Source organism: Amycolatopsis sp. NPDC003731 (assembly GCF_053586895.1).
The window spans coordinates 35,490-60,129 of record NZ_JBSFNC010000010.1; the positions used below are offsets into that span (position 1 = coordinate 35,490).

26 protein-coding genes are annotated in these 24,640 nt (G+C 72.7%); 11 read left to right on the forward strand and 15 right to left on the reverse strand.

The features are described 5' to 3' along the window. Nucleotides 1-903: a 2-hydroxyacid dehydrogenase gene (locus ACWDN5_RS06510; RefSeq protein ID WP_449674984.1), complete on the forward strand. Its 903-nt coding sequence runs from the start codon at nt 1-3 to the stop codon at nt 901-903. On the opposite strand, the gene ACWDN5_RS06515 is transcribed toward ACWDN5_RS06510, so the two are convergent. After that, nucleotides 884-1,849 (reverse strand): GNAT family N-acetyltransferase, encoded by a 966-nt coding sequence (locus ACWDN5_RS06515; RefSeq protein WP_310974348.1) that lies wholly within the window; start codon nt 1,847-1,849, stop codon nt 884-886. The two genes, ACWDN5_RS06510 and ACWDN5_RS06515, sit on opposite strands and share 20 nt — an antisense overlap. Nucleotides 1,850-1,904: 55 nt before the next feature. Between ACWDN5_RS06515 and yaaA the strand changes: the two genes are divergently transcribed. After that, nucleotides 1,905-2,651, forward strand: coding sequence for a peroxide stress protein YaaA (yaaA, locus tag ACWDN5_RS06520; protein WP_310974350.1), 747 nt, complete (start codon nt 1,905-1,907; stop codon nt 2,649-2,651). On the opposite strand, the gene ACWDN5_RS06525 is transcribed toward yaaA, so the two are convergent. Then, complete coding sequence (locus ACWDN5_RS06525) at nt 2,638-3,726, reverse strand: NAD(P)/FAD-dependent oxidoreductase (protein WP_449674986.1); 1,089 nt, start codon at nt 3,724-3,726, stop codon at nt 2,638-2,640. The genes yaaA and ACWDN5_RS06525 overlap by 14 nt on opposite strands. An 83-nt stretch (nt 3,727-3,809) precedes the next feature. Between ACWDN5_RS06525 and ACWDN5_RS06530 the strand changes: the two genes are divergently transcribed. Next, nucleotides 3,810-4,364 carry a suppressor of fused domain protein gene (locus ACWDN5_RS06530; RefSeq protein WP_310974353.1) on the forward strand — a complete coding sequence of 185 codons (555 nt, stop codon included), beginning with the start codon at nt 3,810-3,812 and terminating at the stop codon, nt 4,362-4,364. On the opposite strand, the gene ACWDN5_RS06535 is transcribed toward ACWDN5_RS06530, so the two are convergent. The 3 genes from ACWDN5_RS06535 to ACWDN5_RS06545 are packed head-to-tail and all read right to left on the reverse strand — an operon-like array spanning nt 4,361 to nt 6,597. Beyond that, on the reverse strand, nt 4,361-4,891 hold the full coding sequence (locus ACWDN5_RS06535; protein ID WP_449674988.1) for a TetR/AcrR family transcriptional regulator: 531 nt from the start codon (nt 4,889-4,891) through the stop codon (nt 4,361-4,363). The genes ACWDN5_RS06530 and ACWDN5_RS06535 overlap by 4 nt on opposite strands. Further along, the gene (locus ACWDN5_RS06540) at nt 4,892-5,695 is read right to left on the reverse strand and encodes a class I SAM-dependent methyltransferase (protein ID WP_449674990.1); all 804 of its coding nucleotides are present in this window, start codon (nt 5,693-5,695) and stop codon (nt 4,892-4,894) included. Nucleotides 5,696-5,745: 50 nt separating this feature from the next. Further along, nucleotides 5,746-6,597, reverse strand: coding sequence for a LysR family transcriptional regulator (locus ACWDN5_RS06545; protein WP_449674992.1), 852 nt, complete (start codon nt 6,595-6,597; stop codon nt 5,746-5,748). A gap of 82 nt (nt 6,598-6,679) precedes the next feature. On the opposite strand from ACWDN5_RS06545, the gene ACWDN5_RS06550 reads away from it, so the two are divergent. Next, nucleotides 6,680-7,570, forward strand: a complete 891-nt coding sequence (locus tag ACWDN5_RS06550) for an MBL fold metallo-hydrolase (protein WP_449674994.1) — start codon at nt 6,680-6,682, stop codon at nt 7,568-7,570. On the opposite strand, the gene ACWDN5_RS06555 is transcribed toward ACWDN5_RS06550, so the two are convergent. The 5 genes from ACWDN5_RS06555 to ACWDN5_RS06575 all read right to left on the reverse strand — a co-directional run bounded on the left by ACWDN5_RS06555 (nt 7,560) and on the right by ACWDN5_RS06575 (nt 11,327). Continuing rightward, nucleotides 7,560-8,462, reverse strand: coding sequence for a hypothetical protein (locus ACWDN5_RS06555; RefSeq protein ID WP_449674996.1), 903 nt, complete (start codon nt 8,460-8,462; stop codon nt 7,560-7,562). The genes ACWDN5_RS06550 and ACWDN5_RS06555 overlap by 11 nt on opposite strands. Continuing rightward, nucleotides 8,459-9,232, reverse strand: coding sequence for a hypothetical protein (locus ACWDN5_RS06560; protein WP_449674998.1), 774 nt, complete (start codon nt 9,230-9,232; stop codon nt 8,459-8,461). Before ACWDN5_RS06560 ends, ACWDN5_RS06555 begins: the two co-directional genes overlap by 4 nt. Next, entirely contained in the window at nt 9,229-9,378 is a 150-nt protein-coding gene (locus ACWDN5_RS06565; protein WP_449675000.1) for a hypothetical protein, read from the reverse strand. Before ACWDN5_RS06565 ends, ACWDN5_RS06560 begins: the two co-directional genes overlap by 4 nt. Next, a complete protein-coding gene (locus ACWDN5_RS06570) occupies nt 9,362-9,625 on the reverse strand; it encodes a hypothetical protein (protein ID WP_449675002.1) in 264 nt (87 codons plus the stop codon). Before ACWDN5_RS06570 ends, ACWDN5_RS06565 begins: the two co-directional genes overlap by 17 nt. Before the next feature lie 166 nt (nt 9,626-9,791). After that, complete coding sequence (locus ACWDN5_RS06575; RefSeq protein ID WP_310974368.1) at nt 9,792-11,327, reverse strand: phytoene desaturase family protein; 1,536 nt, start codon at nt 11,325-11,327, stop codon at nt 9,792-9,794. 274 nt (nt 11,328-11,601) lie between these two features. On the opposite strand from ACWDN5_RS06575, the gene ACWDN5_RS06580 reads away from it, so the two are divergent. From ACWDN5_RS06580 to ACWDN5_RS06590, 3 genes are all read left to right on the forward strand, one after another. Then, nucleotides 11,602-12,561 carry a serine protein kinase RIO gene (locus ACWDN5_RS06580; protein WP_449675004.1) on the forward strand — a complete coding sequence of 320 codons (960 nt, stop codon included), beginning with the start codon at nt 11,602-11,604 and terminating at the stop codon, nt 12,559-12,561. A gap of 323 nt (nt 12,562-12,884) precedes the next feature. Next, complete coding sequence (locus ACWDN5_RS06585) at nt 12,885-14,468, forward strand: DEAD/DEAH box helicase (protein WP_449675006.1); 1,584 nt, start codon at nt 12,885-12,887, stop codon at nt 14,466-14,468. A 100-nt stretch (nt 14,469-14,568) separates the two neighbouring features. After that, nucleotides 14,569-15,744, forward strand: a complete 1,176-nt coding sequence (locus ACWDN5_RS06590; protein ID WP_310974374.1) for an 8-amino-7-oxononanoate synthase — start codon at nt 14,569-14,571, stop codon at nt 15,742-15,744. Between the two features lie 7 nt (nt 15,745-15,751). Here the strand turns inward: ACWDN5_RS06590 and ACWDN5_RS06595 are convergent, their stop codons facing one another. Together ACWDN5_RS06595 and ACWDN5_RS06600 are read right to left on the reverse strand one after the other, a co-directional pair. Continuing rightward, a complete protein-coding gene (locus tag ACWDN5_RS06595; protein ID WP_449675008.1) occupies nt 15,752-16,183 on the reverse strand; it encodes a GNAT family N-acetyltransferase in 432 nt (143 codons plus the stop codon). Between the two features lie 17 nt (nt 16,184-16,200). Then, a complete protein-coding gene (locus tag ACWDN5_RS06600) occupies nt 16,201-17,016 on the reverse strand; it encodes a S1 family peptidase (protein ID WP_310974377.1) in 816 nt (271 codons plus the stop codon). Nucleotides 17,017-17,178: 162 nt separating this feature from the next. Here ACWDN5_RS06600 and ACWDN5_RS06605 point away from each other — a divergent pair, with 162 nt between their 5' ends. After that, the gene (locus tag ACWDN5_RS06605; RefSeq protein ID WP_449675010.1) at nt 17,179-18,033 is read left to right on the forward strand and encodes a M15 family metallopeptidase; all 855 of its coding nucleotides are present in this window, start codon (nt 17,179-17,181) and stop codon (nt 18,031-18,033) included. A gap of 96 nt (nt 18,034-18,129) precedes the next feature. Further along, nucleotides 18,130-19,524 (forward strand): mycothione reductase, encoded by a 1,395-nt coding sequence (locus ACWDN5_RS06610; protein WP_449675012.1) that lies wholly within the window; start codon nt 18,130-18,132, stop codon nt 19,522-19,524. Between the two features lie 38 nt (nt 19,525-19,562). Here the strand turns inward: ACWDN5_RS06610 and ACWDN5_RS06615 are convergent, their stop codons facing one another. From ACWDN5_RS06615 to ACWDN5_RS06625, 3 genes are all read right to left on the reverse strand, one after another. Next, nucleotides 19,563-21,089: a proprotein convertase P-domain-containing protein gene (locus tag ACWDN5_RS06615; protein ID WP_449675014.1), complete on the reverse strand. Its 1,527-nt coding sequence runs from the start codon at nt 21,087-21,089 to the stop codon at nt 19,563-19,565. A 78-nt stretch (nt 21,090-21,167) separates the two neighbouring features. Beyond that, on the reverse strand, nt 21,168-22,067 hold the full coding sequence (locus ACWDN5_RS06620) for an XRE family transcriptional regulator (protein WP_449675016.1): 900 nt from the start codon (nt 22,065-22,067) through the stop codon (nt 21,168-21,170). Between the two features lie 52 nt (nt 22,068-22,119). Beyond that, nucleotides 22,120-23,337, reverse strand: coding sequence for a CynX/NimT family MFS transporter (locus tag ACWDN5_RS06625; RefSeq protein ID WP_449675018.1), 1,218 nt, complete (start codon nt 23,335-23,337; stop codon nt 22,120-22,122). A gap of 47 nt (nt 23,338-23,384) precedes the next feature. Between ACWDN5_RS06625 and ACWDN5_RS06630 the strand changes: the two genes are divergently transcribed. Both ACWDN5_RS06630 and ACWDN5_RS06635 read left to right on the forward strand, forming a co-directional pair. After that, nucleotides 23,385-24,068: a FadR/GntR family transcriptional regulator gene (locus ACWDN5_RS06630; protein WP_310974382.1), complete on the forward strand. Its 684-nt coding sequence runs from the start codon at nt 23,385-23,387 to the stop codon at nt 24,066-24,068. Between the two features lie 81 nt (nt 24,069-24,149). Then, complete coding sequence (locus tag ACWDN5_RS06635) at nt 24,150-24,638, forward strand: hypothetical protein (RefSeq protein WP_310974383.1); 489 nt, start codon at nt 24,150-24,152, stop codon at nt 24,636-24,638. Nucleotides 24,639-24,640: the final 2 nt, after the last annotated feature.

Sequence of the window (24,640 nt, forward strand, 5' to 3'; positions counted from 1 at the left end):
ATGAGCGCTCGCGTACTGCTGCCGTGGACCGACATCGACGTGCCGGAGGGGCTCGGCGCCGCGTACTACGACGGCGCCGGCGCCCCTCCGGCCGATCTCGGGGACGTCGAGTTCTACGTGCTGCCCTACGACCGCGGGCCGGAGCCGCCGAAACTGATCCGGGAACTGCCGTCGCTGCGGGTGGTGCAGTCGCTGTCGGCCGGCGTCGAGGCCATCGTGCCGCTGCTGCCCGAGGGCGTGCGCCTCGCGAACGGGCGCGGGCTGCACGACCTGAGCGTCGCCGAGCACGCCCTCGCGCTCATCCACGCCGCGCAGCGGGACCTGCCGCGCTGGTTCGCGCAGCAGACCCGCGGCGAGTGGGTGCGGGAGCACACGCGGTCGCTGGCCGACAGCCGGGTCCTCCTCGTCGGGTACGGCTCGATCGGGCAGGCCATCGAGCGCCAGCTCGTCGCGGCCGAGGCCGTGGTGACGCGGGTGGCGAGCCGTCCCCGCCCGGACGAAGACGTCCACGGCGTCGCCGAACTGCCCGCGCTGCTGCCCGCAGCCGACATCGTCGTGCTGGTCCTGCCGGAGACCCCGGCGACGCGCGGCCTCATCGGCGTCGCCGAGCTCGCCGCCCTCCCCGACGACGCCCTGGTGGTCAACGTCGGCCGCGGCACGGCGATCGACACGGACGCGTTGCTCGCCGAGACGCGCACCGGGCGCCTCCGCGCCGGTCTCGACGTCGTGGACCCGGAACCCCTGCCCGCGGATCATCCACTGTGGACGGTTCCGGGCGTGGTCATCACCCCGCACATCGCGGGCGGGTCGGCGTCGTTCTACCCGCGCGCGAAGAAGCTCGCGGCGGAGCAGCTGCGGCGGTACGCGCAGGGCGAGGAGTTGCTCAACCTCGTCCGGGCTTGAGCACGTACACGTGCCATTCGTCGACGACGCGATATCCGCAGCGTTCGTAGACACCCAGGGCGCGGTGGGCGTTGTCGACGTCGACGTTGAGGGCGGACCGGTCGAATCCCGCCTCCTTCGCCGCCAGGAGGGTGTGCCCCAGCAGCCCCGACGCGATGCCGCGGCCACGCAGGGCCGACCGGGTGCCCACCCAGGTCGCGTAAAGCTCGCGGATGCCGGTCGCCTCGGTTTCGGACACGTAGTGGTGGCTCAGCACGAACGCCAGCACCTTGTCGCCGTCCAGGACGAGGAACGACAACTCCGGGCGGAAGTCCTTCGAGCCGGTGACCAGGTGGCGCCAGGCGTCCGGCTCGTAGCTCGTGCTGCCCCAGTGGTCGGCGAAGGTGTCGTTGCGGGCGTCGAGCGCGGCGAGGTCGTACTTGAACTCGAACGGCACCGCGGCGAACCCGTCGGGTAGCGGGGGCTGCGGCGGCAGGTCGGCGAGGCCGACGCGCATGGTGACCATCGTCCGGCTGTTCGTGTAGCCCGCCCGGGTGAGGACACCGGCGATCCAGCGCTCGTTCTCGTGGCTGCCGTAGTGCAGTTCGAGGGGCGCGCCCGGGAAGACGCGCTCGTGGACCTCGCGGCTCGTGCGCGTGAACCACTCGACCAGGTGAGCGCCGACGGCGTCGGTCCGGGAGTCCGGGTGCACGATCGACTGGAGCCGGATCATGTGCACGGGGTCGGCGGCGTCGCGGCGGCGAACCAGGCCGTAGCCCACGAGCCGGTCGCCGGCCCAGGCCCCGACGGTGGCGCGGGCCAGGTCGACGTTGGGGCCCGCCAGCTCTTCGCGGAAGTCTTCGGCGCTGAAGTGCTCACCCGTCCGGTCGACCTCCTCGGCCGCCGCGTACAGCCGGGCGAGGGCGGGAGCGTCGCCGAGGGTCAACGGTCGCCAGGTCAGGTCCATCCCGGGAGGCTAGGCCGGGCAGCGGCGCCCGCGCACCCCGATTTACGCTCGGGGCGTGCTGGTGCTCCTCCCCCCTTCCGAGACCAAGGCCGACGGCGGCCGCGGCGGCCCGCTCCGCCTCGACGGGCTGTCGTTCCCCGAGCTGAACCCGACGCGCGCGAAGCTGGCCGACGCGCTGGCCGAGCTGGCCACCGACGTCCCGGCGAGCATCGCGGCCCTGGGCCTCACCGAGCGGCAGGCGGGCGAGGTCGCGCGCAACGCGCAGCTGTGGACGTCCCCGACGATGCCGGCGCTGCGCCGCTACACCGGCGTCCTGTACGACGCGCTGGACGTGAAGAGCTTCACGAAGGCGGGACTGGAGAAGGCCCACCGGCGGCTGGCGGTGACGTCGTCGCTGTTCGGCGTGGTGTCGGCCACCGATCCGATCCCGGCGTACCGGCTCTCGGGCGGCAACTCGCTGCCGGCGCTGGGCACCGTCCGCGGGCTGTGGAAGCCGGTCCTCGAGCCGGTGCTGCAGGCGGTCGAGGGCCTGGTCGTCGACCTGCGCTCGGGCACGTACTCGGCGTTCGCCAAGCTGCGCCCGGACGCGGTGACCGTCCGGGTGGTGACGGAGAACGCCCGCGGCGAGCGCGTGACGGTGAGCCACTTCAACAAGGCGTACAAGGGCCGCCTGGCGCACGTGCTGGCGGCCACCCGCGCGGAGCCGTCCACTGTGGACCAGCTGGCGAAGGTGATCACCAAGGCGGGCTTGGTGGTCGAGCGCACCGGCGAGCACGCGCTGGAGCTGGTCACCGAGGGCTGAGGCCCGTGAACCGGTCCGGGGCGAACGGGCTCAGGTCGAAGCCCGGGTCCTCCCCCAGGGCCAGCGCCGCCACGAGCTTTCCCGCGAACGGCGCGTTCGTCAGCCCGCCGGCGCCGAAGCCCGTCGACACCGCCAGGCCCGGCCGGATCGTGCCCAGGATCGGCAGGCCGTCGGGTGTTCCCGGGCGGAAGCCGACCCGGGTCTCGGCGAGGGTGGCGTCCGCCAGACCCGGCGCCACTGTCAGGGCGTTCTCCAGCACTTCGCGCTGCCCGGCCGCCGTCACGCGGTAGTCGAAGCCCGCCTCCGCCTCGCGCGTCGCGCCCGCCACCACCCGGCCGCCGCCGAAGGCCAGGAGGTAGTGGCTGGTGCGGGGCAGGACCACCGGCCAGGCCGCGGTTTCCGTGCCCGGCAGGTCGAAGTGGCTGATCTGGCCGCGGTGCGGCGTCACCGGCAGGTCGATCCCCAGCGGGGCCAGCAGTTCGCGGCTCCACGCGCCGGCCGCCACCACCACGCTGTCGGCGTCCAGGGGGCCGTCCGGGGTCGCCACCGTGCCGTCCGCGCGGAACGCGACCTCGCCCTCGACGAACTTCGCGCCCCTCGCCTCGGCGGCCGCCAGCAAGGCCCGGCGCAGCTGGTGGCCGTCGACGCGCCCGGCGCCCGGCAGGTGCACCGCACCCAGCCTGGGCGCCAGCGCCGGGAACAGCTCGCGGGCCTGCGCCGGGTCGAGCCGCCGGACCTCGCCCATCTCGGGCGCGTCCGCCGCCCGCGACGTCAGCCGCTCGTGGGCTTCGGCCAGTTCCGCGTCGTCGGCCGAGACCACCATTCCGCCGACCACCTCGAACGAGGAACCTTCGAGCTCCGCGGTGAACTCCCGGTAGTACCGGCCCGCGGCCGCCGCGAGCGGGTAGAGCGCGTCGTTCCAGCGCGATGTCCAGGGGCTGACGATGCCGGCGCCGGCTTCGGTCGCCGTCCCCGGGCGCGCCGCGTCCGCGATGATCACTTCCGCGCCGCGGCCCGCCAGGTGCCAGGCCGTCGCCGCGCCGCCGATTCCGCTGCCGATCACAAGCACTCGCATGCTTCCCACCCTGCCCGATCTTGCCGCGCCCGGGCCAACGGGATAACCCACGCAGACGCCCGGCCGGTCGTATGCTGCGCGCCATGCCGAGCCGTGCCGAGCGGTATTTCGCCCATCTCGACACCCTGACCGGGTCCGCCGCGCCCCGGCTGCAGCCCATCCCGTCGACGCAGCCCGGGCTCGACGACGTCATCTCGTTCGTCTACGCCGACGAACCCGAGCCGCGCTACCTCACCGGCGCGACCTACGGCCTCTCGCTGGCCGACCACCCGGACTGGCACGGCGTCCGGCCCGAGCTGTGGATCAGCGTCCGGTCCGACGACCCGGTCTGGGCCCTGGCCATCGGTTACCTGGCCGAGCAGCTGCGCGGGACGTGCCCGTTCGTCTACGGCGACACCATCGACTTCGGCCAGCCGATCGCCCCGGAGTCGTCGATGACGGCGTTCGCGGTTTCGGCGCCCGCGGGCCTCGACGCGCACCAGTACACGCTGATCGACATCGGTGGCGCGCCGATCAGCATCGCGGGCTGCTACCCGGTGCACGACACCGAGCGGAAGTACATCCGCGAGCACGGCATCGACGCGTTCTGGCAGCTGGACTGGGACCTCTACGACGTCCGCCGCCCACCGGTGGTCTAGCGACGCTGCACCAATTCCCGGACCGCCTCGACGAACGCCTCGGCGTCCAGCTCGTCGTCCCACGAAGCCTGCAGCAGCAAGCCCTGGTAGATGGCCACGAGCACCCGGATCACCGCGTCCGGCGCGACACCGCCGAACGCCTCCCGCTGGTCGTCGACGCCTTGGCGAGCCAGGGCGCGGATCCGGGGTTCGCGGACGGTTTCGGCCCAGGCCTGCATCCCGAGGTTCCGCTGCTGTGCCGCGCCCGGCCCGGCGATCTCCCGCAACAGTCCGAGGTAGCCGGCCAAGGGATCGTCGGCGTCGCCCAGGCCGGCCGCCCGGGCCGTGTGCCATTCGCCGACGATCGCGAGGATCATGTCCTCCTTGCCGGTGAAGTACCGGTAGATCAGCCCGGCGGAAAGGCCGGACTCCTTGACGATGTCCTGCACGGAAGTGCGGTGGAACCCGGCACGGGCGAAGCAGCCGGCCGCGGCGTCGAGAATCTGACGGCGACGGCTCGCCAGGTGTTCCTCACTGACCTTGGGCATCTACCGGACCACCGCCCACGCGATCCGGTAGAACCCGGCGGCCGGCTCGTCCCGGTGGTAGCGGGCGGTCGCGTCCTTCGCCGACAGGTCACCTTTGAGGTCCAGACCTCGTTCGGCCAGGTAGCCGGGGACGTCGGCGGGCCGGAAGCCGAACGTCCACGGCTCACCGACCTGCGCGACCTTCCGCTGCCAGGCGACGTCGGCGCCGAGCACCGCCCGGTCGACGTAGGTGAAGATGATCGTGCTGCCTCGCGCGGTGATGGCGGCGAGGTCGCGCAGCGTCGAGTCGACGGCCTGCTCGGTGAGGTAGTTGGTGACGCCTTCCCAGACGACGGCCGTGCGCTTGTGCGGGAAGCCGTCGAGGGCCGTGACGAGGCTGTCGGTGCCGAGGTCGACGGGGACGTAGTGCACGTGCGGCCGGTCCGCGACGCGCCGGCGCTTGGCGCGCTGGGTCAGGGGGTGGTCGACCTCGTAGGTGGGCAGCCCGCCGGGGATGCGGTGGGCGCGGCTGTCGTACCCGGCCCCGAGCAGGAGCACCTGGTCCGGCTCGGCCTCGGTGAGCAGGTCGTCGATCAGCCGGGTGCGGGCGACCGCCGACATGCGCGGGCCGCCCGGGTAGTAGTGGTCGATGACGCGCGCGATGCCGTGCCCGAGCGGCCGGACGGCCGCGGCCCGCACGAGCCAGCGGTAACGGGCCGGCAGGAACCGGATGGCGAGGTCGTCGGCGAAGAGCCGGTCGCGGCGCCGCGTCTCCAGGGCGCGGAACAGGGCGACGTGCTCGGCGGTTCGGCTGGCGGAGCGCATGCGGCCAGCATAGCGAATGAACGTTCATTTTTTATCAGGTCCGTCGCCGTTCAGGCGCGGTAGGCAGCCGCCGCGATCCGGGCGAACGAGCGGATCAGCGGGTTCGCGTCGCCGGTCTGCCACGCGACGACCACCGGATTCGGGGCCATGTCCGGCAACGGCACCACGGCCAGCTCCCCGCGCGGCCGGTGCCCGAGCGGCATCAGCCCGACCGTGCCGTTCCACAGCACGGCCTGCAGGCACTCCTGGACCGCCCGCACCACCGGCCCCTCGCGGGGTTCGCCGCCGTGCCAGTACGCCTGCCAGACCGGATCGGTGCCGTCCGGGAACCGGAACCAGCGCCGTCCGGCCAGGTCGGCGAGCGCGAGGTGGTCGCGGCCGGCCAGCGGGTCGTCGGCCCGCAGCACCGCGCCCACCGGGTCGGCACGCAGCTCGTGCACCGTCAGGCCGGTCTCGTCGAACGGCCCGCGGGTCAGCGCGACATCGACGAGCCCGGCGCGCAGGCCGCAGGTCGGGTCGGTGAGGTCGGCGTCGCGGACGCGGACCTCGACGTCCGGGTGCCGGGCCCGGTAGGCATCGGCGAGCCGGGCTGCGGCGGGGTCGGCCCCGTCACCGAGGATGCCGACGGTCAGCGTCGGCGTGCCCGCCGCCGTGGCGACACGCACGCGGGCCTGGTCGGCCTGGTCGAGCAGCGCTCGCGCCTCGGCCAGCAGCGCCGTTCCGGCCGGGGTGAGCGTGACGCCCGCGGCGGACCGCAGCAGCAGAACGGCCCCGACGTCGGTTTCCAGCTGCTTGATCGCCCGGCTCAGCGGCGGCTGGCTCATGTGCAGCCGCGCCGCGGCCCGGCCGAAGTGGAGTTCCTCGGCGACCGCGACGAAGTACCGCAGCGTGCGCAGCTCCATGACCGGCGACGATAGGCGCCCGGTATCGGCGCCACCGAACCGGTCTTGGACGGCGGCGGGCGAGCGGCGGTGGAATCGGGGCATGACCGAGCTGAACGATCCCGCCGTGCGTGTCTCCGGCGCCCGGGAGATCGCCCCCGACCTGCTGGTGATCCCGAACGACCACGTCGACCTGGTGCCGAACATCGGCGTCATCGGCGGCACCGAGGCCGTCCTGGTCGTCGACACCGGCATCGGCACCGCCAACGCCGAACAGGTGCTGGCCTTCGCGCGCGAAGTGGCGAAGGGCCGTCGCCTTTATCTGACCACGACCCACTTCCACCCCGAGCACGCGTTCGGCGCGCAGGTGTTCGCCGGTGAAGCCACCTACCTGGTCAACCGCGGCCAGGCCGAAGACCTCGCCACCCGGGGCCCCGGCTACCTGGAGATGTTCCGCGGCCTGGGCGAGACGATCGCCCGCCGCCTCGACGGCGTCAACGTGCCTACCCCCGACGTGGTGTACGACGAGCACACGCTCGACCTCGGCGACCGGACCGTCCGGCTGCGGCCCACGGGCCGGGGTCACACCGCCGGCGACCAGGTCGTCGAGGTCCCGGACGCCGGCGTCCTGTTCACCGGCGACCTGGCCGAAACCGGGCAGTTCGCGATCTTCCCGTGGTTCCCGCCGCACGACACGGACGTCTCGGGCGTGGGCTGGCTAGCGGTCCTGGACCGGCTGATCGCGGCCGGACCGCGCGTGGTCGTACCGGGCCACGGCGACCTCGGAGGGCTGCCGGTACTCACCGACGTCCGCGACTACCTCCGCGAACTCCGCGACGAAACCTGGCGCCGCCGGGACTCGGCGATGGGCATGGACGAGCTCACCGCCGAGGTGCGCGCTTTGCTCGTCGAGCGCCATCCCGAGTGGGCCGGCCGGGAGTGGATCGAGCCGGGCATCGGGTGCCTCTGCGCGGAACACGGCGTCACGGCGTGACGAGCCACTCGACGATCGCGCGCGAGATGGCGCCGCCGGCCCGCTCGTCGTAGCCCTCGAAACACGGCATCGAGTTCGCCTCCAGGAAGAACCATTCCCCGGTGGCGCGCTCGATCTTGAAGTCGACGCCCAGCAGAGGGACGCGGCAGTGCGCGGTCAGCCGCGCGCAGCCTTCGGCGATCTCTCGCGGAGGCACCAGCGGGCGGTAGTCGTTGACGCCCCGGACGGTCCGGTAGTCGAGCACCGGCGAGTCGATCAGCTCGCCGAACGACCGGTCGCCCACAACGTGGATCCGCACATCCGGCCCGGTGATCCGCTCCTGGAACAGCACCGGCAGGTGGACGAGCCGCGGCAGCCGGGGCTCGTGGTGCGGCTCGAAGACCGTCGCCCACGTCTTGGTGGCGCTGGCGCCCTTGAAGATCGCCCCGGCCCGGCAGCCGCGGACGAAGTCCAGCGCCTCCTGCGGGTCCGAGGTGAGGCAGCTTTCCGGGACCTGCCACCCGCCGACTTCGCCGAGGGTCACCGCGTGCAGCAGCTTGGTGAACCCGGACGCTTCGCGCAGCGGCGGGTTCATCACGTTGCCGGGCAGGAATTCGAGGATTCGCGCCAGCGCCTCGGTCTGGCCCGTCGAGGCTGCGGCGAGTTCGGGCGTGGGCGCGGCGGAAGCAACGTCCACGAGCCGGCACCAGACGGCGGCGAAATCCCCGGCGCGGTGAGTTTCGCCGTCCAGCGACAGCACGGTATCGGCCGGGCTGTCCAGGGGAATCCGGATGCGGCCGCGCATGGCCAGCGAGGGCAGGTCGACGGGCCGGAACGCGATCCCGGCTCCGCGCAGCGCCCGCAGCCCGGCCGTGAAGGTCGGGTCGGCGGCGACACCGAGACAGAGGATCATGAGGTGAGCCCGGCCAGCAGGGCCGCGTAGACCTGGTCCTCGAAGTCCGGGAACAGGTGGTGCCCCGGCCAGCACAAGACGTCGGCCAGCCGCGGAATTCCGGCGTCCAGGTCCACCCGGAAGTCGGCGAACATCGTTCCCCGCCTTCGGATCCAGGCGACGATCGGGGCCACCCGGTCCGCCGTGGCCGCGTCGAGCCGTGGTCCGGCGCCGCCCGCCTCGAAGAGCTCCGCTCCGGCAACGACGAACCGGCGGGTGCGGCCCGGGTCGCTGATCTGGACGACGTCGAACCGGCTGCGCGGCGCGTCGGGGTCCAGCACTGTCCACTCGGGAATCCGGTACACCTCCCGTCCCGGCGCCGAGCCGTCGTTGAGGATCACCGTGCGCGGTGGCTCGACCACCCCGGCACTCGCGAGTTCGAGCGGGTCCAGGCGCGCGAAGAACCCGTGCTCCGACGGCCGGTTGACCACCGGCCCCGGCCACAGGGCGACCGCCGACCAGAAGGCCGCGTAGGTCTCGGCCGCGGCGAAGGCGCGATCCGGATCCGGCTCGTCACCCCAGCCGCCGGTCCCGCGGTTGAGGATCCCGGACACCTCGACGCCGTCGCACGTCAACCGCGCACGGCAAATCCGCTCGCGGGTTGCCCGCACCGAGACGCCGACCCGGCCGAACCCGTGCGCGACGACCGCTGGAACCCCTTGCGAGATCGCGAAATCGGCGAACCGGACGGCCGTCTCGTCCGTGTCCGCGGCGATGACCAGGAGCGTCATCGGCCGCTGGTTTCCCAGACTTCGAGGGCCGCCGCGACCTGCCAAGCGGTTCGCGCCAGCTCGTCGACCACCGCCGGGCGTGCTTCGGCCGGGACGAACGGGTCGCCGATCGAGACGGATTCGTCCTCGTCAGCGGAACCCGGCATACCGCTCCATCGATTCGCTGGTTTCGGTGTTCTCGCTGGTTTCCGTCATCTCCGAACGCTCGGAGGTCTCACTCCCTTCGGTGCCTTCCTTTCCTTCGGAACGCTCAGTGTTTTCGGAACTCTCCGTTCCTTCGGACCCGATCCGGGACAATTCGGGAATTCCGGACCCGGAAATCACGCCGAGGTAGCTCGCGGCGCGCCTTCTGATCTCGACCGGGAAATCGGTGAACACAGCTTCGTCGCCCATCCTGACCCCTCCCACGCCCCACCGTCGCCGGTCTTTCCATGGGAGCACTCGGCGAAAGCGGGTGTCAACGCTGCCCCGCGCGATGCACCTGCATGGGGCAGCGTCGATTCCCGGGAACCGTTTCTTATTCACCGGGTATGGGCCCTGCGCAATTCCGGGTCACCGTTCACGCCCGGGCGCCGAGCACCGCCATTGCCGCGTTGTGGCCGGGGATGCCGCTGACACCACCTCCTCTCGCGGCACCCGCGCCACACAGCAGGATGCGTTCGTGGGCGGTCTCGACGCCCCAGCGACCGGCCTGGGCCGGATCTTCCGCGTACGGCCACGACAGGTCCCGGTGGAAGATGTGCCCCGCCGGAAGGCCCAGCTCGGCTTCCAGGTCCAGCGGGGTCTTCGCTTCCACACAGGGCCTGCCGTCCGGCGCGATCAGCAGGCAGTCCTCGATCGGCTCGGCCAGCACGCTGTTCAGCGAAGCGAGCGTCGCGCGCAACGCCGCTTCGCGTGCCTCTTCGTTGCGCCCCTCGAAGAGGCGTGCCGGCATGTGCAGGCCGAACAGGGTGAGGGTGTGCGTGCCGGCCGCGCGTTCGGCCGGGCCGAGGATCGACGGATCCGTCAGCGAGTGGCAATAGATTTCGCAGGGCGGCAGCGTGGGGATCCCGCCCGCCGCCGCCTCGCGGTACGCCGTTTCCAGCTGGCTGAAGGTCTCGTTGACGTGGAAGGTGCCCCCGAACGCTTCGGCCGGATCGACGTCCGGGTCACGCAGCCTCGGCAGCCGCGTCAGCACCATGTTGACCTTCAGCTGTGCGCCTTCCGGGCGCTCCGCCGGATCCTCGCCCAGCAGCCGCGCGAGCGCCGCCGGCGCGACGTTCGCGAGGACGTGCCCGCCCCGGACGACGAGTTCGGTGTCGTCACGCCGGTAACGCACCTCGCCGTCCGGGTCGATCGCGAGCACCTCGGCCCCGGTCACCAGGCACGCGCCCGCCGCGGCGGCAACCGCCGCGAGCGAACGGGTGACCGCGCCCATACCGCCGACCGGGACGTCCCAGTCGCCGGTGCCGTTGCCGATCACGTGGTACAGCAGACACCGGTTCTGCCGCAGGTCCTCGCCGTCCGCCGGGGCGAACGTGCCGATCAGCGCGTCGGTGAGCACCACGCCGCGCACCGTGTCGTGGCCGAACCACGACCTGAGCGCTTCGCCGATCGGCCGTTCGAACAGCAAGGACCACGCCTCGGCATCGCCGACGCGCTCGCGGAAGTCCACTTCGGACAGCAGCGGTTCGGTGAGCGTCCCGAACGCACGCCCGGCGACGCGCTCGGTCAGCTCGTAGAACCGCTGCCAGGCCGAGAAGTCCGAAGTGGACCCGGTGACCGCCCGGAACGACGACGCCGTCCGGACGGCGTCGTCGTTGTCGACAAGGAGACCGGAGCCGCCCGACGGGGTGTAGGACGACATCCGGCGCCGTCGCAGTTCCACGTCGAGGCCGAGGTCGGCCACGATCTTCTTCGGCAGCAGGCTGACCAGGTACGAGTAGCGCGAAAGCCGGACGTCCACGCCCTCGAACGCGCGGAACGAGACGGCGGCGCCACCGGTCTCTTCCCGCCGTTCGAGCACGAGCACGGACCGGCCCGCCCGCGCCAGGTACGCGGCCGCCACCAGGCCGTTGTGCCCACCGCCGACGATCACCACGTCGTAGCTGTCCATCTGCCGCCCTTCCTGGTTCGGCCTGCCCGTTCATCGTGACCACGGCGCCGGGGCGAATTCAAGGAAACGTCACGAATGGACCGTTCGCGCTATTCGGTTGCGCGGCGGCGGAGAAGTCCGGCATCCTGTGCGCACCCGGCAGGGAGCCGGTGTGGTGAGAACGGGAGGTGCCTGACGTGAGGACTGTCCGGGCCTTTTCGCGCCCTCACCCACCCGCCCCCCGAGGCTGACCACGCGCCCGGTGGGGCATCCCTGATCAAGGAGAAACCCACCAGTGCGCCAGCACGACTACGAAGACTTCGACCTGTTCGACGACCAGCCCACCCGGCGCCGGAAGAGCCCGCGGCGCGGCCGGTTCGACGAACCCGAACCCACCCGCAGCGGACGGCTGACCGAAGCCGAGCGCGTCCGGCTCGCGAAACTGCGCGACGACGCCTACACCGAAAACCAGCTGCCCGACGGCGCCGACCGCTGGTCCACCTGGGACGACGCCGAGCACGGCCCGCTCCCCCGGCCGGACTGGGTCGTCACCGAGCTCGCCGCGGTCGACACCGACCTCGGCGTCCTCAAGACCGGCAAGGAGGCCGACGTCCACCTGCTGCGGCGCGGGCTGCCCGGCACGCCGGGCACGCTCCTCGCCGCGAAGCGCTACCGCAGCGACGAGCACAAGCTGTTCCACCGCGACGCGGGCTACCTCGAAGGGCGGCGGATGCGCCGGTCCCGCGAGATGCGCGCGATGGCCCAGCGCAGCGCGTTCGGCCGCAACCTGATCGCCGAGCAGTGGGCGGTGGCGGAGTTCGCCGCGCTGAGTCGCCTGTGGACGCTCGGCGCGCCGGTGCCCTACCCGGTGCAGCGGGAGGGGACGGAACTGCTGCTCGAGTTCCTCGGCGAGGACGACGGCACCGCCGCGCCCCGGCTGGCCCAGGTCCGCCCGGACCCGGACGAGCTGACGGACCTGTGGTTCCAGGCCACCGCGGCGCTCGAACTGCTCGCCTCCGAAGGGCTCGCGCACGGCGACCTCTCGGCGTACAACCTGCTCGTGCACCGGGGCAGGCTGATGGTGATCGACCTGCCCCAGGTCGTCGACGTCGTCGCCAACCCCGGCGGCGTCGAGTTCCTGGCGCGGGACGTGCGCAACCTGGCCGGCTGGTTCCACGGCCGGGGCCTCGGCGAGGACGTCACGAACACCGGGGAACTGCTGGCCGAGCTGGTTTCCGCGGCCGGCATGGACTGATTCCGCGGCGGCGTCGCAGGTGTGGCGTGGAACACGCCTGCGACCCCGCCCACAACCGGTGACCTCGATGCGTAGTCCCAGCTCCGGCTCGGGTACAGTGAACACAGACCGCAACCGGCGGCGTGGATGAGTTGGTGTCCGTCGCCTCCAGAGCCACCGAATGGCTCGCGGTAATCCGTAACCCAAGCGGCGCGCAGTGTCGGCAAGCGATGACACGGTGTGCCGGGTCCGTCCCTGTGAACGCCCATCGCACACCATCTTGCCCTGCCTGCGCGCGGGCAGCCCGGGCCTCCCTTGCGACGAACCACGTCCGAGAGGCATTTGTGACAGTCACGTTCAACTCCGGCCACTCCTCGACGTCCGCCCGCGCGGGCCGTCCCGACCACAAGCCGCGCCAGCGGTCTGCGGGCGGCGACATGCTGCGCGACGACGCCGTCGAGACCGTGGTCACCAAGACGTTCGCCCAGCTGGGCCTGCCGGAGCCGCTGCTCCGCGCGCTGGCCGATGCGGGCATCGCCAACCCGTTCCCGATCCAGTCCGCGACCATCCCGGACGCCCTGGCCGGCCGCGACGTGCTGGGCCGCGCCCAGACCGGCTCCGGCAAGACCCTCGCCTTCGGCCTGGCCATGCTGGCCCGGCTGGACGGCGGCAAGGCCCGCCCGAAGCGCCCCCGCGCGCTGATCCTGGTCCCGACCCGCGAGCTGGCCATGCAGGTCGCCGACTCGCTGACCCCGCTGGCCAAGGCCCTGGGCCTGTGGTGCCGCACGGCCGTCGGCGGCATGGCTTTCGCCCGTCAGGCGGACGCGCTGTCCCGCGGCGTCGACCTGCTGATCGCCACGCCGGGCCGCCTGTCGGACCACGTCCGCCAGGGCACCGCGCACCTGGGCGACTGCAACTTCATCGCGCTCGACGAGGCCGACCAGATGGCGGACATGGGCTTCATGCCGCAGGTCCGCGAGATCCTCGACCTGACCCCGCCGGGCGGGCAGCGGCTGCTGTTCTCCGCGACGCTCGACGGTGACGTCAACCGCCTGGTCAAGCAGTACCTGACCGACCCGGTCACGCACTCGGTCGCGCCGTCGACCGCCAGCGTGACGACCATGGACCACCACGTGCTCCAGGTCTCGCACCAGGACAAGCAGGACGTCATCACGCAGATCGGCGCCCGCGAGGGCCGCACGATCATGTTCGTGCGCACCAAGCACCACGTCGACCGCCTCACCGAGCGGCTGCGCGAGCAAGGTGTGCACGCGGCGGCGCTGCACGGCGGCAAGACCCAGGGGCAGCGCAACCGCGTCCTCGCCGACTTCAAGGACGGCCACACCCCGGTGCTGGTCGCCACGGACGTCGCCGCGCGCGGCATCCACGTCGACGACATCTCGCTGGTGCTGCACGTCGACCCGGCCGCCGACCACAAGGACTACCTGCACCGCGCCGGCCGCACGGCCCGCGCCGGGGCGTCCGGTGTGGTCGTCACGCTGGCGACGCACGACCAGCGCCGGATGGTCCGCCGGCTGACCGACCGCGCCGGCGTGCGCGCGGAGTCGACGACGGTCCGCCCGGGCGACGCCGAACTGTCCCGCATCACCGGTGCCCAGGAGCCCAGCGGTGAGCCGGTCGTCGAGCGGCGGCGCGAGAACCCGCGCCGCGGCGGCGGTGGCTTCCGCGGAGACCGCGGCTTCGGCGGCGGCCGGGGCGGCGAGCGCGGCGGTTCCTACCGCGGCGAGCGCAGCTACGGCGACCGTGACCGTGGCGGCGAGCGCGGCGGCGACCGTGGTGGTTACCGCGGCGGCGACCGCGAAGGCCGTCCCGGTGGCTTCGGCGGCCGCGGCCGTCAGCCCCGCTCGGGCAACGGCGGTGGCTACGGCCGCCCGAGCCGTGGCCCGCGTCGCGGCTACGACAGCTGATCGTCCTCTTTCGGAAGCCCCGGACCACGCGGTCCGGGGCTTCCGGCGTTTCCAGCCCCGCTTGGCCGGGCGCCGGGGCCCGGATGGGAGACTGCGGGACGTGACTACGCCGCCGACGCTCCCGCCCGACGAGGTTTTCGACTGGCTCGACGCCGAGGCGGAAAAGCGGGCGAACGCGGGACTCGTGCGGCAGCTGCGGCCGCGTCCCGCGCAGGCCGACGAGCTGGACCTGGCCGGCAACGACTACCTCGGGCTGGCGCGCGACAAGCGGGTCGCCGGGGCCGCCGCGGCCGCCGCGCTGCGCTGGGGCGCCGGGTCGACCGGGTCCCGGCTGGTCACCGGATCGACCGAGCTGCACACCGAGCTGGAGCTGGAGCTCGCCCGGTTCTGCGGCGCGCAGGCGGCGCTCGTGTTCTCCTCCGGCTTCGCCGCGAACCTCGGTGCGGTGACGGCGCTGTCCGGGGCCGAGTCGGCGATCGTCACCGACAAGTACATCCACGCGTCGCTGATCGAGGGCTGCCGGCTGTCGCGGGCCGACGTCGCCGCGGTCGCGCACTCGACGCCGTCGGCGATCAAGCACGCACTGGCGACCCGCCGCAAGCCGCGGGCGCTGGTGGTGACGGACTCGGTGTTCTCGGTCGACGGCGACCTGGCCCCGCTCGACGAGCTGGCCGGGATCTGCCGATCGCACAGCGCCGCGCTGCTGGTCGACGACGCGCACGGCTTCGGCGTCCTCGGCGAAGGCGGCCGCGGGGCGGTCCACGCGGCCGGGCTTTCGGGCGCGCCCGACGTCGTCACGACGTTGACGCTGTCGAAGTCCCTCGGCGCGCAGGGCGGGGCCGTGGTGGGGCCGCGCCGGGTGATCAAACACCTGGTGGACACGGCACGCAGCTTCATCTTCGACACCGCGCTGGCGCCCGCGAGCGCCGCGGCCGCGCTGGCGGCGTTGCACGCGCTGAAGGAAGAGCCGGGGCTGGCCGGGAAGGTGCTCGAGAACGCGGGCAACCTGGCGATGTCGCTGAAGGCGAACGGGTTGAAGGCGAGCGTTCCGGACGCCGCCGTGATCTCGGTTCAGGCGCCGTCCGCGGAGACGGCGGTGGCGTGGGCCGCGGCGTGTGCCGAGCAGGGCATCCGCGTCGGGTGCTTCCGGCCGCCGTCGGTGCCGGACGGGATTTCGCGGCTGCGGCTGACCGCGCGGGCCGACCTCACGGAGTCCGATGTGGACCGTGCGGTGAAGGTGATCACCGCGACGGCCCCACGGGGCGCGCTCGCCTGAGCGGTGGTCACGGGCGGCGGCGCATCCTGATGTGCGGGATCCCGTCGTCGTCGGTGTATTCGTCGCCTTCCGCGACAAAGCCGTAGCGCGCGTAGAAGCCCTGGACGTAGGTCTGCGCGTCGAGGACGTACTCGCCCGGGACGGTCAGGGCCGCGTCCATCAGGCGGGCCGCCAGGCCGGCGCCACGGGCGTGCGCCGCCGTCGCCACGCGGCCGATGCGGCGGATGCCGCCCGGGTCGAGCAGGACCCGCAGGTACGCCAGGACCGAGCCGGCGTCCTCGAACCACAGGTGGCGGGTGTCCGGGAGGAGGTCGCGGCCGTCGAGCTCCGGGTACGCGGCCTTCTGCTCCACGACGAACACGTCGACGCGCAGGCGGAGGATGTCGTGCAGCTGGGCGGCGGTCAGTTCGGGACCGGTCGTGTCGTGCAGGGTCGGCATACCCCTGCTTAGCACGCTCAGCCGAGGAGGCGGGGCCTGGCCTGGGCTTCGATGTCGTTGGCGTACGTCGAGACGCGCGTGTAGACACCCGGCCTGTTCGCCTTCGCGCAGCCGTCGCCGAAGGAGACGATGCCGATCAGCGTGTCGCCGACCACGAGCGGGCCGCCGGAGTCGCCCTGGCAGGCGTCGACGCCGCCCTCGGCGTAGCCCGCGCACACCATGGTTCGCTGGTCGTAGACGTCGTAGTCGGTGCGGCACTCGCTGTCCGAGACCACCGGCACGTCGGCGCTGCGCAGGTAGTCGGAACGGGCGCCGCCGTCGGCGATGCGGCCCCAGCCGAGCACGGTCGCCTGGGTGCCCTTGGCGTACAGCCCCGCGTCGCCGCTTTCGGGCAGCTTCGCGGGCCGGTAGTCGAGCTGGCCGCGGACGGTCAGCACCGCGACGTCGCCGCCCTTCGTCGGGTCGCTGTAGCCCTGGGCGACCCAGACCTTCGAGACGCCGAGGACCTGGCCGTCGCCCGTGCGCTTGTCCTCGCGGCCGGCGACCACGCGGATGTCCTGCTTCGCCACCGCTTTCGCGCAGTGCGCCGCCGTCGCGACCGACGTCGAGCTCACGATCACCGCGCCGCAGAACTGGTTGCCGCCCGCGTCGGTCAGGTACACCGCGTACGGGTGCTCCGACAGCGAAGCCTTTTCGCCGCCGACGATCCGCGGCTGGTTGGCCGAAGCCGGGCCGGCCACCGCCGTGCCCACCACGACCGGGATGGCGACCGCGGCGACCGCGAGGAGCGCGCCGCTCGCGAACAGCAGGGATCGGCGGAACTTCACGGGCATGGGTCTTCCCCTTTTCGGCGCAGCACGGAGCTAAGCACTCGGCATCCGGACAACTCCGGTGCGTGAACGACGTGCGCTCAATACCCTAAGCCGAGGGGGCCCAAAACGGTGTCACTGGAACGGGTGGTCTCCGCTCCCGGCCGCCTCTGCCAAGCTGACCGGATGTGGCGGACGGCGGCGGCGTGGGCAGCACTGGCCCTCACCCTGTGCGCATGCTCGGCGGAAGCACCGCCACCATCCCCGCCTGCGCCTGCGGCGACACCAGCGGCAACGGCGACGACCGCCGTGGCGAAGCCGGCGCCGACGTCGAGCGCGCCCGCCGTCACCTGGCAGGTGGGTGCCCGGCCGCTCCCCCGCCGTCCCGACGGCTTCGGCGAGGTCGAGCCGACGCCACCCGAACTGGTGAATCGGGCACTTCCGACAAAAGACCTCCTCCCGCCGCCCGCCGGGGCCGCCTACGCGTCGACGATCAGCGCCGTGCCCGCCGACGTCCTCGCGCGCAGCACGTGGCAGCCCGCCTGCCCCGTCAAGGCCGGCGACCTCCGCTACCTCACGATGTCGTTCTGGGGCTTCGACGGCCGCGCGCACACCGGCGAAATGCTGGTCAACGCCCGCGGCGCGGCGGGCATCACGAAGGTTTTCGGACAGCTCTTCGCCGCCCGCTTCCCCCTGGAGGAGATGCGCGTGACCGGCCCGGCCGAGCTCACCGCGCCGCCGACCGGGGACGGCAACTCGACCAGCGCGTTCGTCTGCCGCCCGGTGCGCGGGCAGACGACCTGGTCGGCGCACGCCTCCGGGCTCGCGGTGGACGTCAACCCGTTCTGCAACCCCTACACCCAGGGCGACCTCGTGCTGCCCGAACTGGCCTCGGCGTACGTCGACCGTTCGCGCAAGCGGCCCGGCATGGTGCTGGCCGGCGACGCGACCGTGCGCGCGTTCGCGGCGATCGGGTGGAGCTGGGGCGGCACCTGGGCCAGTCCGAAAGACCGGATGCACTTCACCGCGACCGGCCACTGACCACGTAATACGACGTTAAGCACAACGGGGAACACCAGCCTCCACGGCAGGGTTGGCTAGGGTGAAACGACCGGAACCGGACCCGCGGAGGATGCAGTGCCCCACTACGACCTGGTGATCGTCGGGACGGGATCGGGGAACTCGATCCTCGGCCCGGACTTCGCCGGCAAGAAGACGGCGATCGTCGAAAAGGGCACCTTCGGCGGCACCTGCCTCAACGTGGGCTGCATCCCGACGAAGATGTTCGTGTACGCCGCCGACGTCGCGTACACGCCTTCGCACAGCGCCAAGTACGGCGTCGACGAAGAGCTGAAGGGCGTGCGCTGGCGCGACATCCGCGACCGGATCTTCGGCCGCATCGACCCGATCGCCGAGGGCGGCGCGGAGTACCGGCGCCACCACGAGGACAACGCGAACGTCGACGTCTACGAGGGCACCGGCCGCTTCACCGGGCACAAGGAGCTGCGCGTCAGCTTCGGCGACGGGCGCCCCGACGAGGTGCTGACCGCCGACGAGTTCGTGCTCGCCGCGGGCGGCCGGCCGGTCATCCCCGACATCCCGGGCCTGGACGGCGTCGACTACCACACCTCCGACACCGTGATGCGGCTCGACGAGCTGCCCGAGCGGATCGTCATCCTCGGCGGCGGGTACATCGCGGCCGAGTTCGCGCACGTCTTCGCCTCCTTCGGCGTGCAGGTCACGCTGGTCAACCGGTCCGGGCGGCTGCTGCGCTCGGAGGACGAGGACGTCAGCGCCCGCTTCACCGAGCTGGCCGCCGAGCGGTTCGACGTCCGCCTCGAGCGCAAGACCGTGCGGGCGCGCAAGACCGACAGCGGCATCGCACTGGACCTCGAAGGGCCGCAGGGCGCCGAGACCGTCGAAGGTGACGTCCTGCTGATCGCCACCGGCCGCAAGCCGAACTCCGACCTCCTCGACGTCGCCGCCACCGGGGTGACCACAATGGACAGTGGACACGTCGTGGTGGACGACTACCAGCAGACCGCGGTCGAGGGCATCTACGCCCTCGGCGACCTGTCGTCGCCGCACGAGCTCAAGCACGTCGCGAACCACGAAGCCCGCGTGGTGCAGCACAACCTCCTGCACCCGGACGAGCGGATCACCGCCGACCACCGGTTCGTGCCGCACGCGGTCTTCACGCACCCGCAGGTGGCCTCGGTCGGGCTGACCGAGCAAAAGGCCCGCGAGCTGGGCGTGTCCTACGTGGTCTCGAAGCAGGACTACGCCGGGATCGCGTACGGCTGGGCGATGGAGGACACCACGGGCTTCGCGAAGCTCCTGGCCGACCCGGCGACCGGGCAGCTGCTCGGCGCGCACATCATCGGCCCGCAGGCGTCGTCGGTGATCCAGCCGCTCATCCAGGCGATGAGCTTCGGCCTCGACGCGCGCAGCATGGCCCGCGGGCAGTACTGGATCCACCCGGCGATGCCGGAGCTGATCGAGAACGCGCTGCTGAACCTGCCCCTGGACTGAGGCGCCGGCGGGCCGGGACGCACCCGGCCCGCGGCGGCTCACAGGGTGATCGACCAGGTGTCGAGGGTGCCGGTGTCGCCGGTCCCGTAGTCGGTGACGCGCAACTGCCAGCGGCCGCCGGCCGGGGCGGACGCCGGAACCGTGAACGTCCGGGTGCCGTTCCACGCCGTGCACGTGCCGCCACCGCTGTACTTGAGCGGGTACGCCTTGCTGCCGGGGTCGAGCAGCGTGACGCCGAGGTCCTCGGCGCACGTGTGCCGGATCGTCACCGCGACGGAAAGCGGCGTCGCCGCCTGGCCGGTCAGCGTGGACGTGACCGGGCTGAACAGCTGCTGGTGGTCGCGGATCGGGTAGTCCGTGTCGTTGGTGAAGGTCCGGCCGCCCGGCGCCGGGCCGCTGCCGGTCACCAGGGTCAGCCGCCACTTGGCCAGCGCCTCGGCCACCGGCTGGAAGAGTGACAGATCCCCGTCCGAAGGGTTCTGGACGCACTGCGACGGGCCGCCGTCGTGCAGGCCGGTGGCCTTGTCGCCGAGCAGCCAGCCGCCGCCGGAGTCGCCGCCGAGGGAGCACGCCGTCGTCCAGGTCAGGTCGTCGATAACCAGGCCGCCGCCGTAGTCGACGGACTTGTGCGTGTACTTCACCTCGCCGCACTGCCAGTGCGAGGTGTTGCCGGAGTGGCAGACGCGGTCGCCGACCATCGCTTCGGCCGCGCCGGACAGCGTGATCGCCGGCTGGCCCCAGGTGTTCACCGACGCCGAGAGGTTCCACCCGGCCTCCGTCACCGCGACGACACCCATGTCGCCTTCGCGGGCGTTGACGCTGTGCGTGCCGCCGACGTTCGACGTGCCGATCCGGTTCTGCTGCCCCGAAGCGCCGTAGGCGGCCTGGTCGCGGTCGTTCGTGCAGTGCCCCGCGGTCAGGAAGTGCTTCGCACCGGTGGAATCCGTCACCGGGAAGCCGACCGAGCAGTTGCTCTCACTGCCCGGCCACCACGGGTTGCCGGTCTGGATCGTGCCCGACTGCTGCCGCGGCGACGTCGTGGTCTCGGTGATCCGGACCCCCAGCTCCCGCACGCGCGAAAGGAAGCTGTCGGTCGCGGCGGTCTTCTTCGTCCGGTCGACGTCCACCCCGACGTCGTTGGCGCGGACGTCGACGCCCCAGCCGTAGACGCCAGGGACGCCCCCGCCGACGAGGTCGCGGACGGCCGAGGCGGTGCGGTCGAGCTCGGCCCGGCTCCGGGCCACGACCCGGGCCGCCGCACCCGCGGCACGGGCCTCCTCAGCCGCTTCCGGCGTGGTGACGGCGATGGTCAGCTGCCCGGCGGCGGCATCGAACCACTGTCCCGCGGCCTGCGCACGGACGGCCGCGGGCAGGGTCCCGGCCAGCCGGTGCGCGCGATCCTGGGCGGCGAGCTGGGTCCGGGCCTGTCCTGCGGACAGCCCGAACGCCGCGGCGACACCCGCCACTTCGGCGTCCGGATGGTCCGGCGCCGCTTCGGCGGGCATGACACCCGGTCCCAGCGTGGCCAGCGCGGCCACACTGACGGCGGAAACGAATCTGCGCATCGGTTTCTCCTCGGATCGGCGAGTGGAGTGCGCAGACGGTAAGCCGCCGGAAGGCCCGCGGTGCAGATCCGCAAGTCCTTAACAATCAACCGGCCAGTCCCATGCGAAGCCGTACCGGCCAGGCCCGAAATTGAGCGCGACCCCGTGCACCGCACCGGATTCCGGCACGACGTCGGCGTTTTCGCCGGGCTCGGCGAACCGGCGGCACACCGGCGGCACCGCCTCCTGGGAGAACCGGATTTCGAGCACGTATTCGCGGACCGGGAGCCGGAACTTCCGTTCGTAGTTCAGCGCGACCGGGTGCGGCGCGGAATTCGCCAGCGTGTGTTCGGTGATCACCGTTTCGCCGCGCAGCAGCGGCCTGCCGAAGAGCAGTTCGACGACGAGAAGGCCGTCTTCGGGCTGCAGCACGCTGCGGCCCGCTCGGCAGCCGCGCAGCGAACGCAGCTCCGGCAGGGGCCGGTCGTGCTCGTCGAGGTGCAGGATCACCACCCACCGGTCCGGGCCGTCGGCCTCGGCCCGCAGTACCTGCCGCGACCGGATCTCCAGCTCCTCGCGACCCGGGCCGACGAGAACGACGTCGTGCTGGCTGAGCCGGGTCAGCCGCTCGTCCCACCGGGTGTCCACATCGGACACCGCGGCCTCGATGCGCGGCCCGTCCGGCCAGAACCGGCCGATCCCGGCGGGCGCGGACCGGCCGGTCCGCGGCGGGCCGAGCAGCGCGACCAGCGAGCCCGCCGGCACCTCGAGGATCGCTTCGAGCTGCCGCAGCCCGTGCACCGAGTCGCGCCGCCGGGGGCGGCTGCGGCCGGACTGCCAGTAGCTCAGGGTCGCCGTCGTGACCGAGACACCGCGGGTGCGCAGGTGCTCGCGGAGCCGGTCGAGGCTCAGCCCGCGGGCGCGGATGGCCGCGCGCAGAGCCGCGTCGAAGGGGCCCTCGCGCAGCAACGTCCCGAGGTCGGGCACCGGCACGGCCACCCGGTGATCCTAAGTCGCGGCAACCGGGGCGAAAGCCGTTAACAATCAAGAATCAGACGAAGCGGTGGCGCCCGGCGAGGGCGCCGAACGCCAGCTGCACCACGAGCAAGCCGAGCAGCATCGCCAGCGGCACGGTCCAGCCGCCCGCGAGGTCGTGCAGCAGGCCGAAGAGGAACGGCCCGAGCGCGGCGAACAGGTAGCCGAAGCCCTGCGCCATCCCGGACAGCCGGGCGGTGTCGGCGCCGGTCCGCGCGCGCAACGCGATCACGGTCAGGGCCAGCGAGAACGTGCTCATCCCGAGCCCGACGAGGATGCTCCAGAGCAGGGGCGACCACGACGGCGCGAGCATCAGCCCGATGGTCCCGGCGACACCGAAGACGCCGAGCCCGACGATCCACGGGCTCTGCCCGCGCTGCCGGGCCGCCATCGGCGCGACGACGAGACTGATCGGCACGGCGATCAGCGAAACCAGGCCGAACAGCAGCCCGGCGTCCTCGCGCGGGACGCCCGCGTCCATCAGCACCTGCGGGAACCAGCCCATCGCCGCGTAGGCGTAGAACGCCTGCAGGCCGAAGAACCCGGTGACGATCCAGGCCAGCCGGTTGCGCAGCAGCGACCGGCCACCCTCGGCGCCTTCGGCGGGCCGCGGTGCCCGGCCGGTGCCGCGGGCTGCGAAGATCCAGGCCAGCAGCGCGACGACGGCGAGCACCGCCCAGCCGCCCAGTGCCGGGCGCCAGCCACCGAGGGTGTCGCCCAGCCGCGGGGTCACCGCCGACCCGAGCGCGCCGCCGCCCTGCAGCGCGGCGGTGTAGACGCCGGTCAGCACGCCGATCCGAGCCGGGAAGGAGTCCTTGATGACGACCGGGATGAGCACGTTGATCAGGGCGATCCCGGCGGTCGCGACGAGCGTCCCGCCGAGCACCACGGCCGGGCCGTCGAGCACGCGCAGCACGAGCCCGGCGGCGAGGGCGGCCAGCGCGATCGCGATGGCCGCGCCGATCCCGGCCCGGCGCGCCAGCAGTGGCGCGGCGAGCCCGGCGCCGGCGAAGCAGAGCGTCGGCAACGTCGTGAGCAGCCCGGCCCAGACGACCGAAGTGCCCAGGTCCTGGCGCATTTCGGCGAGCATCGGCCCGACGCCGGTGATCGCCGGGCGCAGGTTCAGGGCGGTGAGCACCACCGCGACCGCGAGCAGCGCGCCGGCGGCGACCACGCCGGGCGTCCGGACTTCGATGACGCCGTCCAGTTCGGGTTCACGGTGTTCGACGGGCATGGCGCTACTATCGCATACGTAGGATGATTGGATGAAGGGATAATCCTGTGCCTCTGGCCACCACGCGCCGAGCAGGCCTCGTCGACCAGGTCATCGACCAGCTGCGGACCGCGGTCACGCAGGGCGAATGGCCGATCGGCGAACGCATCCCGACCGAGGCCGAGCTGGTCGAGCAGCTCGGCGTCGGGCGCAACACCGTCCGCGAAGCCGTGCGCGCGCTCGCGCACACCGGGCTCCTGGAGGTCCGGCAGGGCGACGGCACCTACGTGCGCGCCACGAGCGAGGTCTCCGGCGCGATCCGCCGGCTCTGCGGCACGGAACTGCGTGAAGTCCTGCAGGTCCGGCGCACCCTCGAAGTCGAAGGCGCCCGGCTCGCGGCCGTCGAGCGGACCGAAGACGAGGTCGCCGAGCTGCGCGCCCTGCTCGCCCGCCGCGAAACCGACCTGCGGGCCGGCCAGTGGCAGGACTTCGCCCGCACCGACGCCGAGTTCCACTGCGCCGTGGTCGCCGCCGGGCACAACCGGCTGCTCACCGAGCTCTACCGCGGGCTGACCGAGGTCATCGCGGCGAGCATCGCGACGACGTCCAGCATCGCGCCGGGCGCGGATCACGTACCGGAGATCGGCCACGAAGGCCTTGCCGAGGCCATCGCCGACCGCGACCCGGACCGCGCGGCCGCGGAGGCCTGCGGGTTCCTCGACGAGCTCCTGGAGCGGATCGAACACGCCTGACCTGCGAGTTCTGCCATAGATGACCCCTAAGGGTGCCATTTCAGGGTTGTTGTGGCACCACCGTGGTGCCATATTTGTGCCATGGACCTGACACCCTTCGTGGACAGCCTCCGCCGCGAGTTCGCGGTAGCCGCCGAGGCGGCCGGCGAGGACGCTGTCACCCTGGCCGAACGGCTGGCCTCCCCGCTGGAGTCCGCCATCCGGCTCACCCTGCTCGACGCGCTGTCGGCCGCGGCCGACGAGATCACCCGCGACCTCGCTCCCGGATCCGTCGAAGTACGCCTTCGCCGCCGCGAAGCGGAGTTCGCGGTTTCCGTGCCCACGGCGCCCGAACCGGCTCCGGCGGAGGCCCCGCCACCACCCGAGGCCGACGACGGCGCCGTCTCCCGGATCAACCTGCGGCTCCCCGACCAGCTGAAGCAGCGGGTGGAGGAGGCCGCGAGCCGCGACCGGCTCTCCATCAACGCCTGGCTCGTCCGGGCCGCGAACGCCGCACTCGGCGCCGACGCGAGCCGGCCCGCGCACCGCCGGTCCGTCTACGGCGAGAAGTACACCGGCTGGGTCCGCTGACC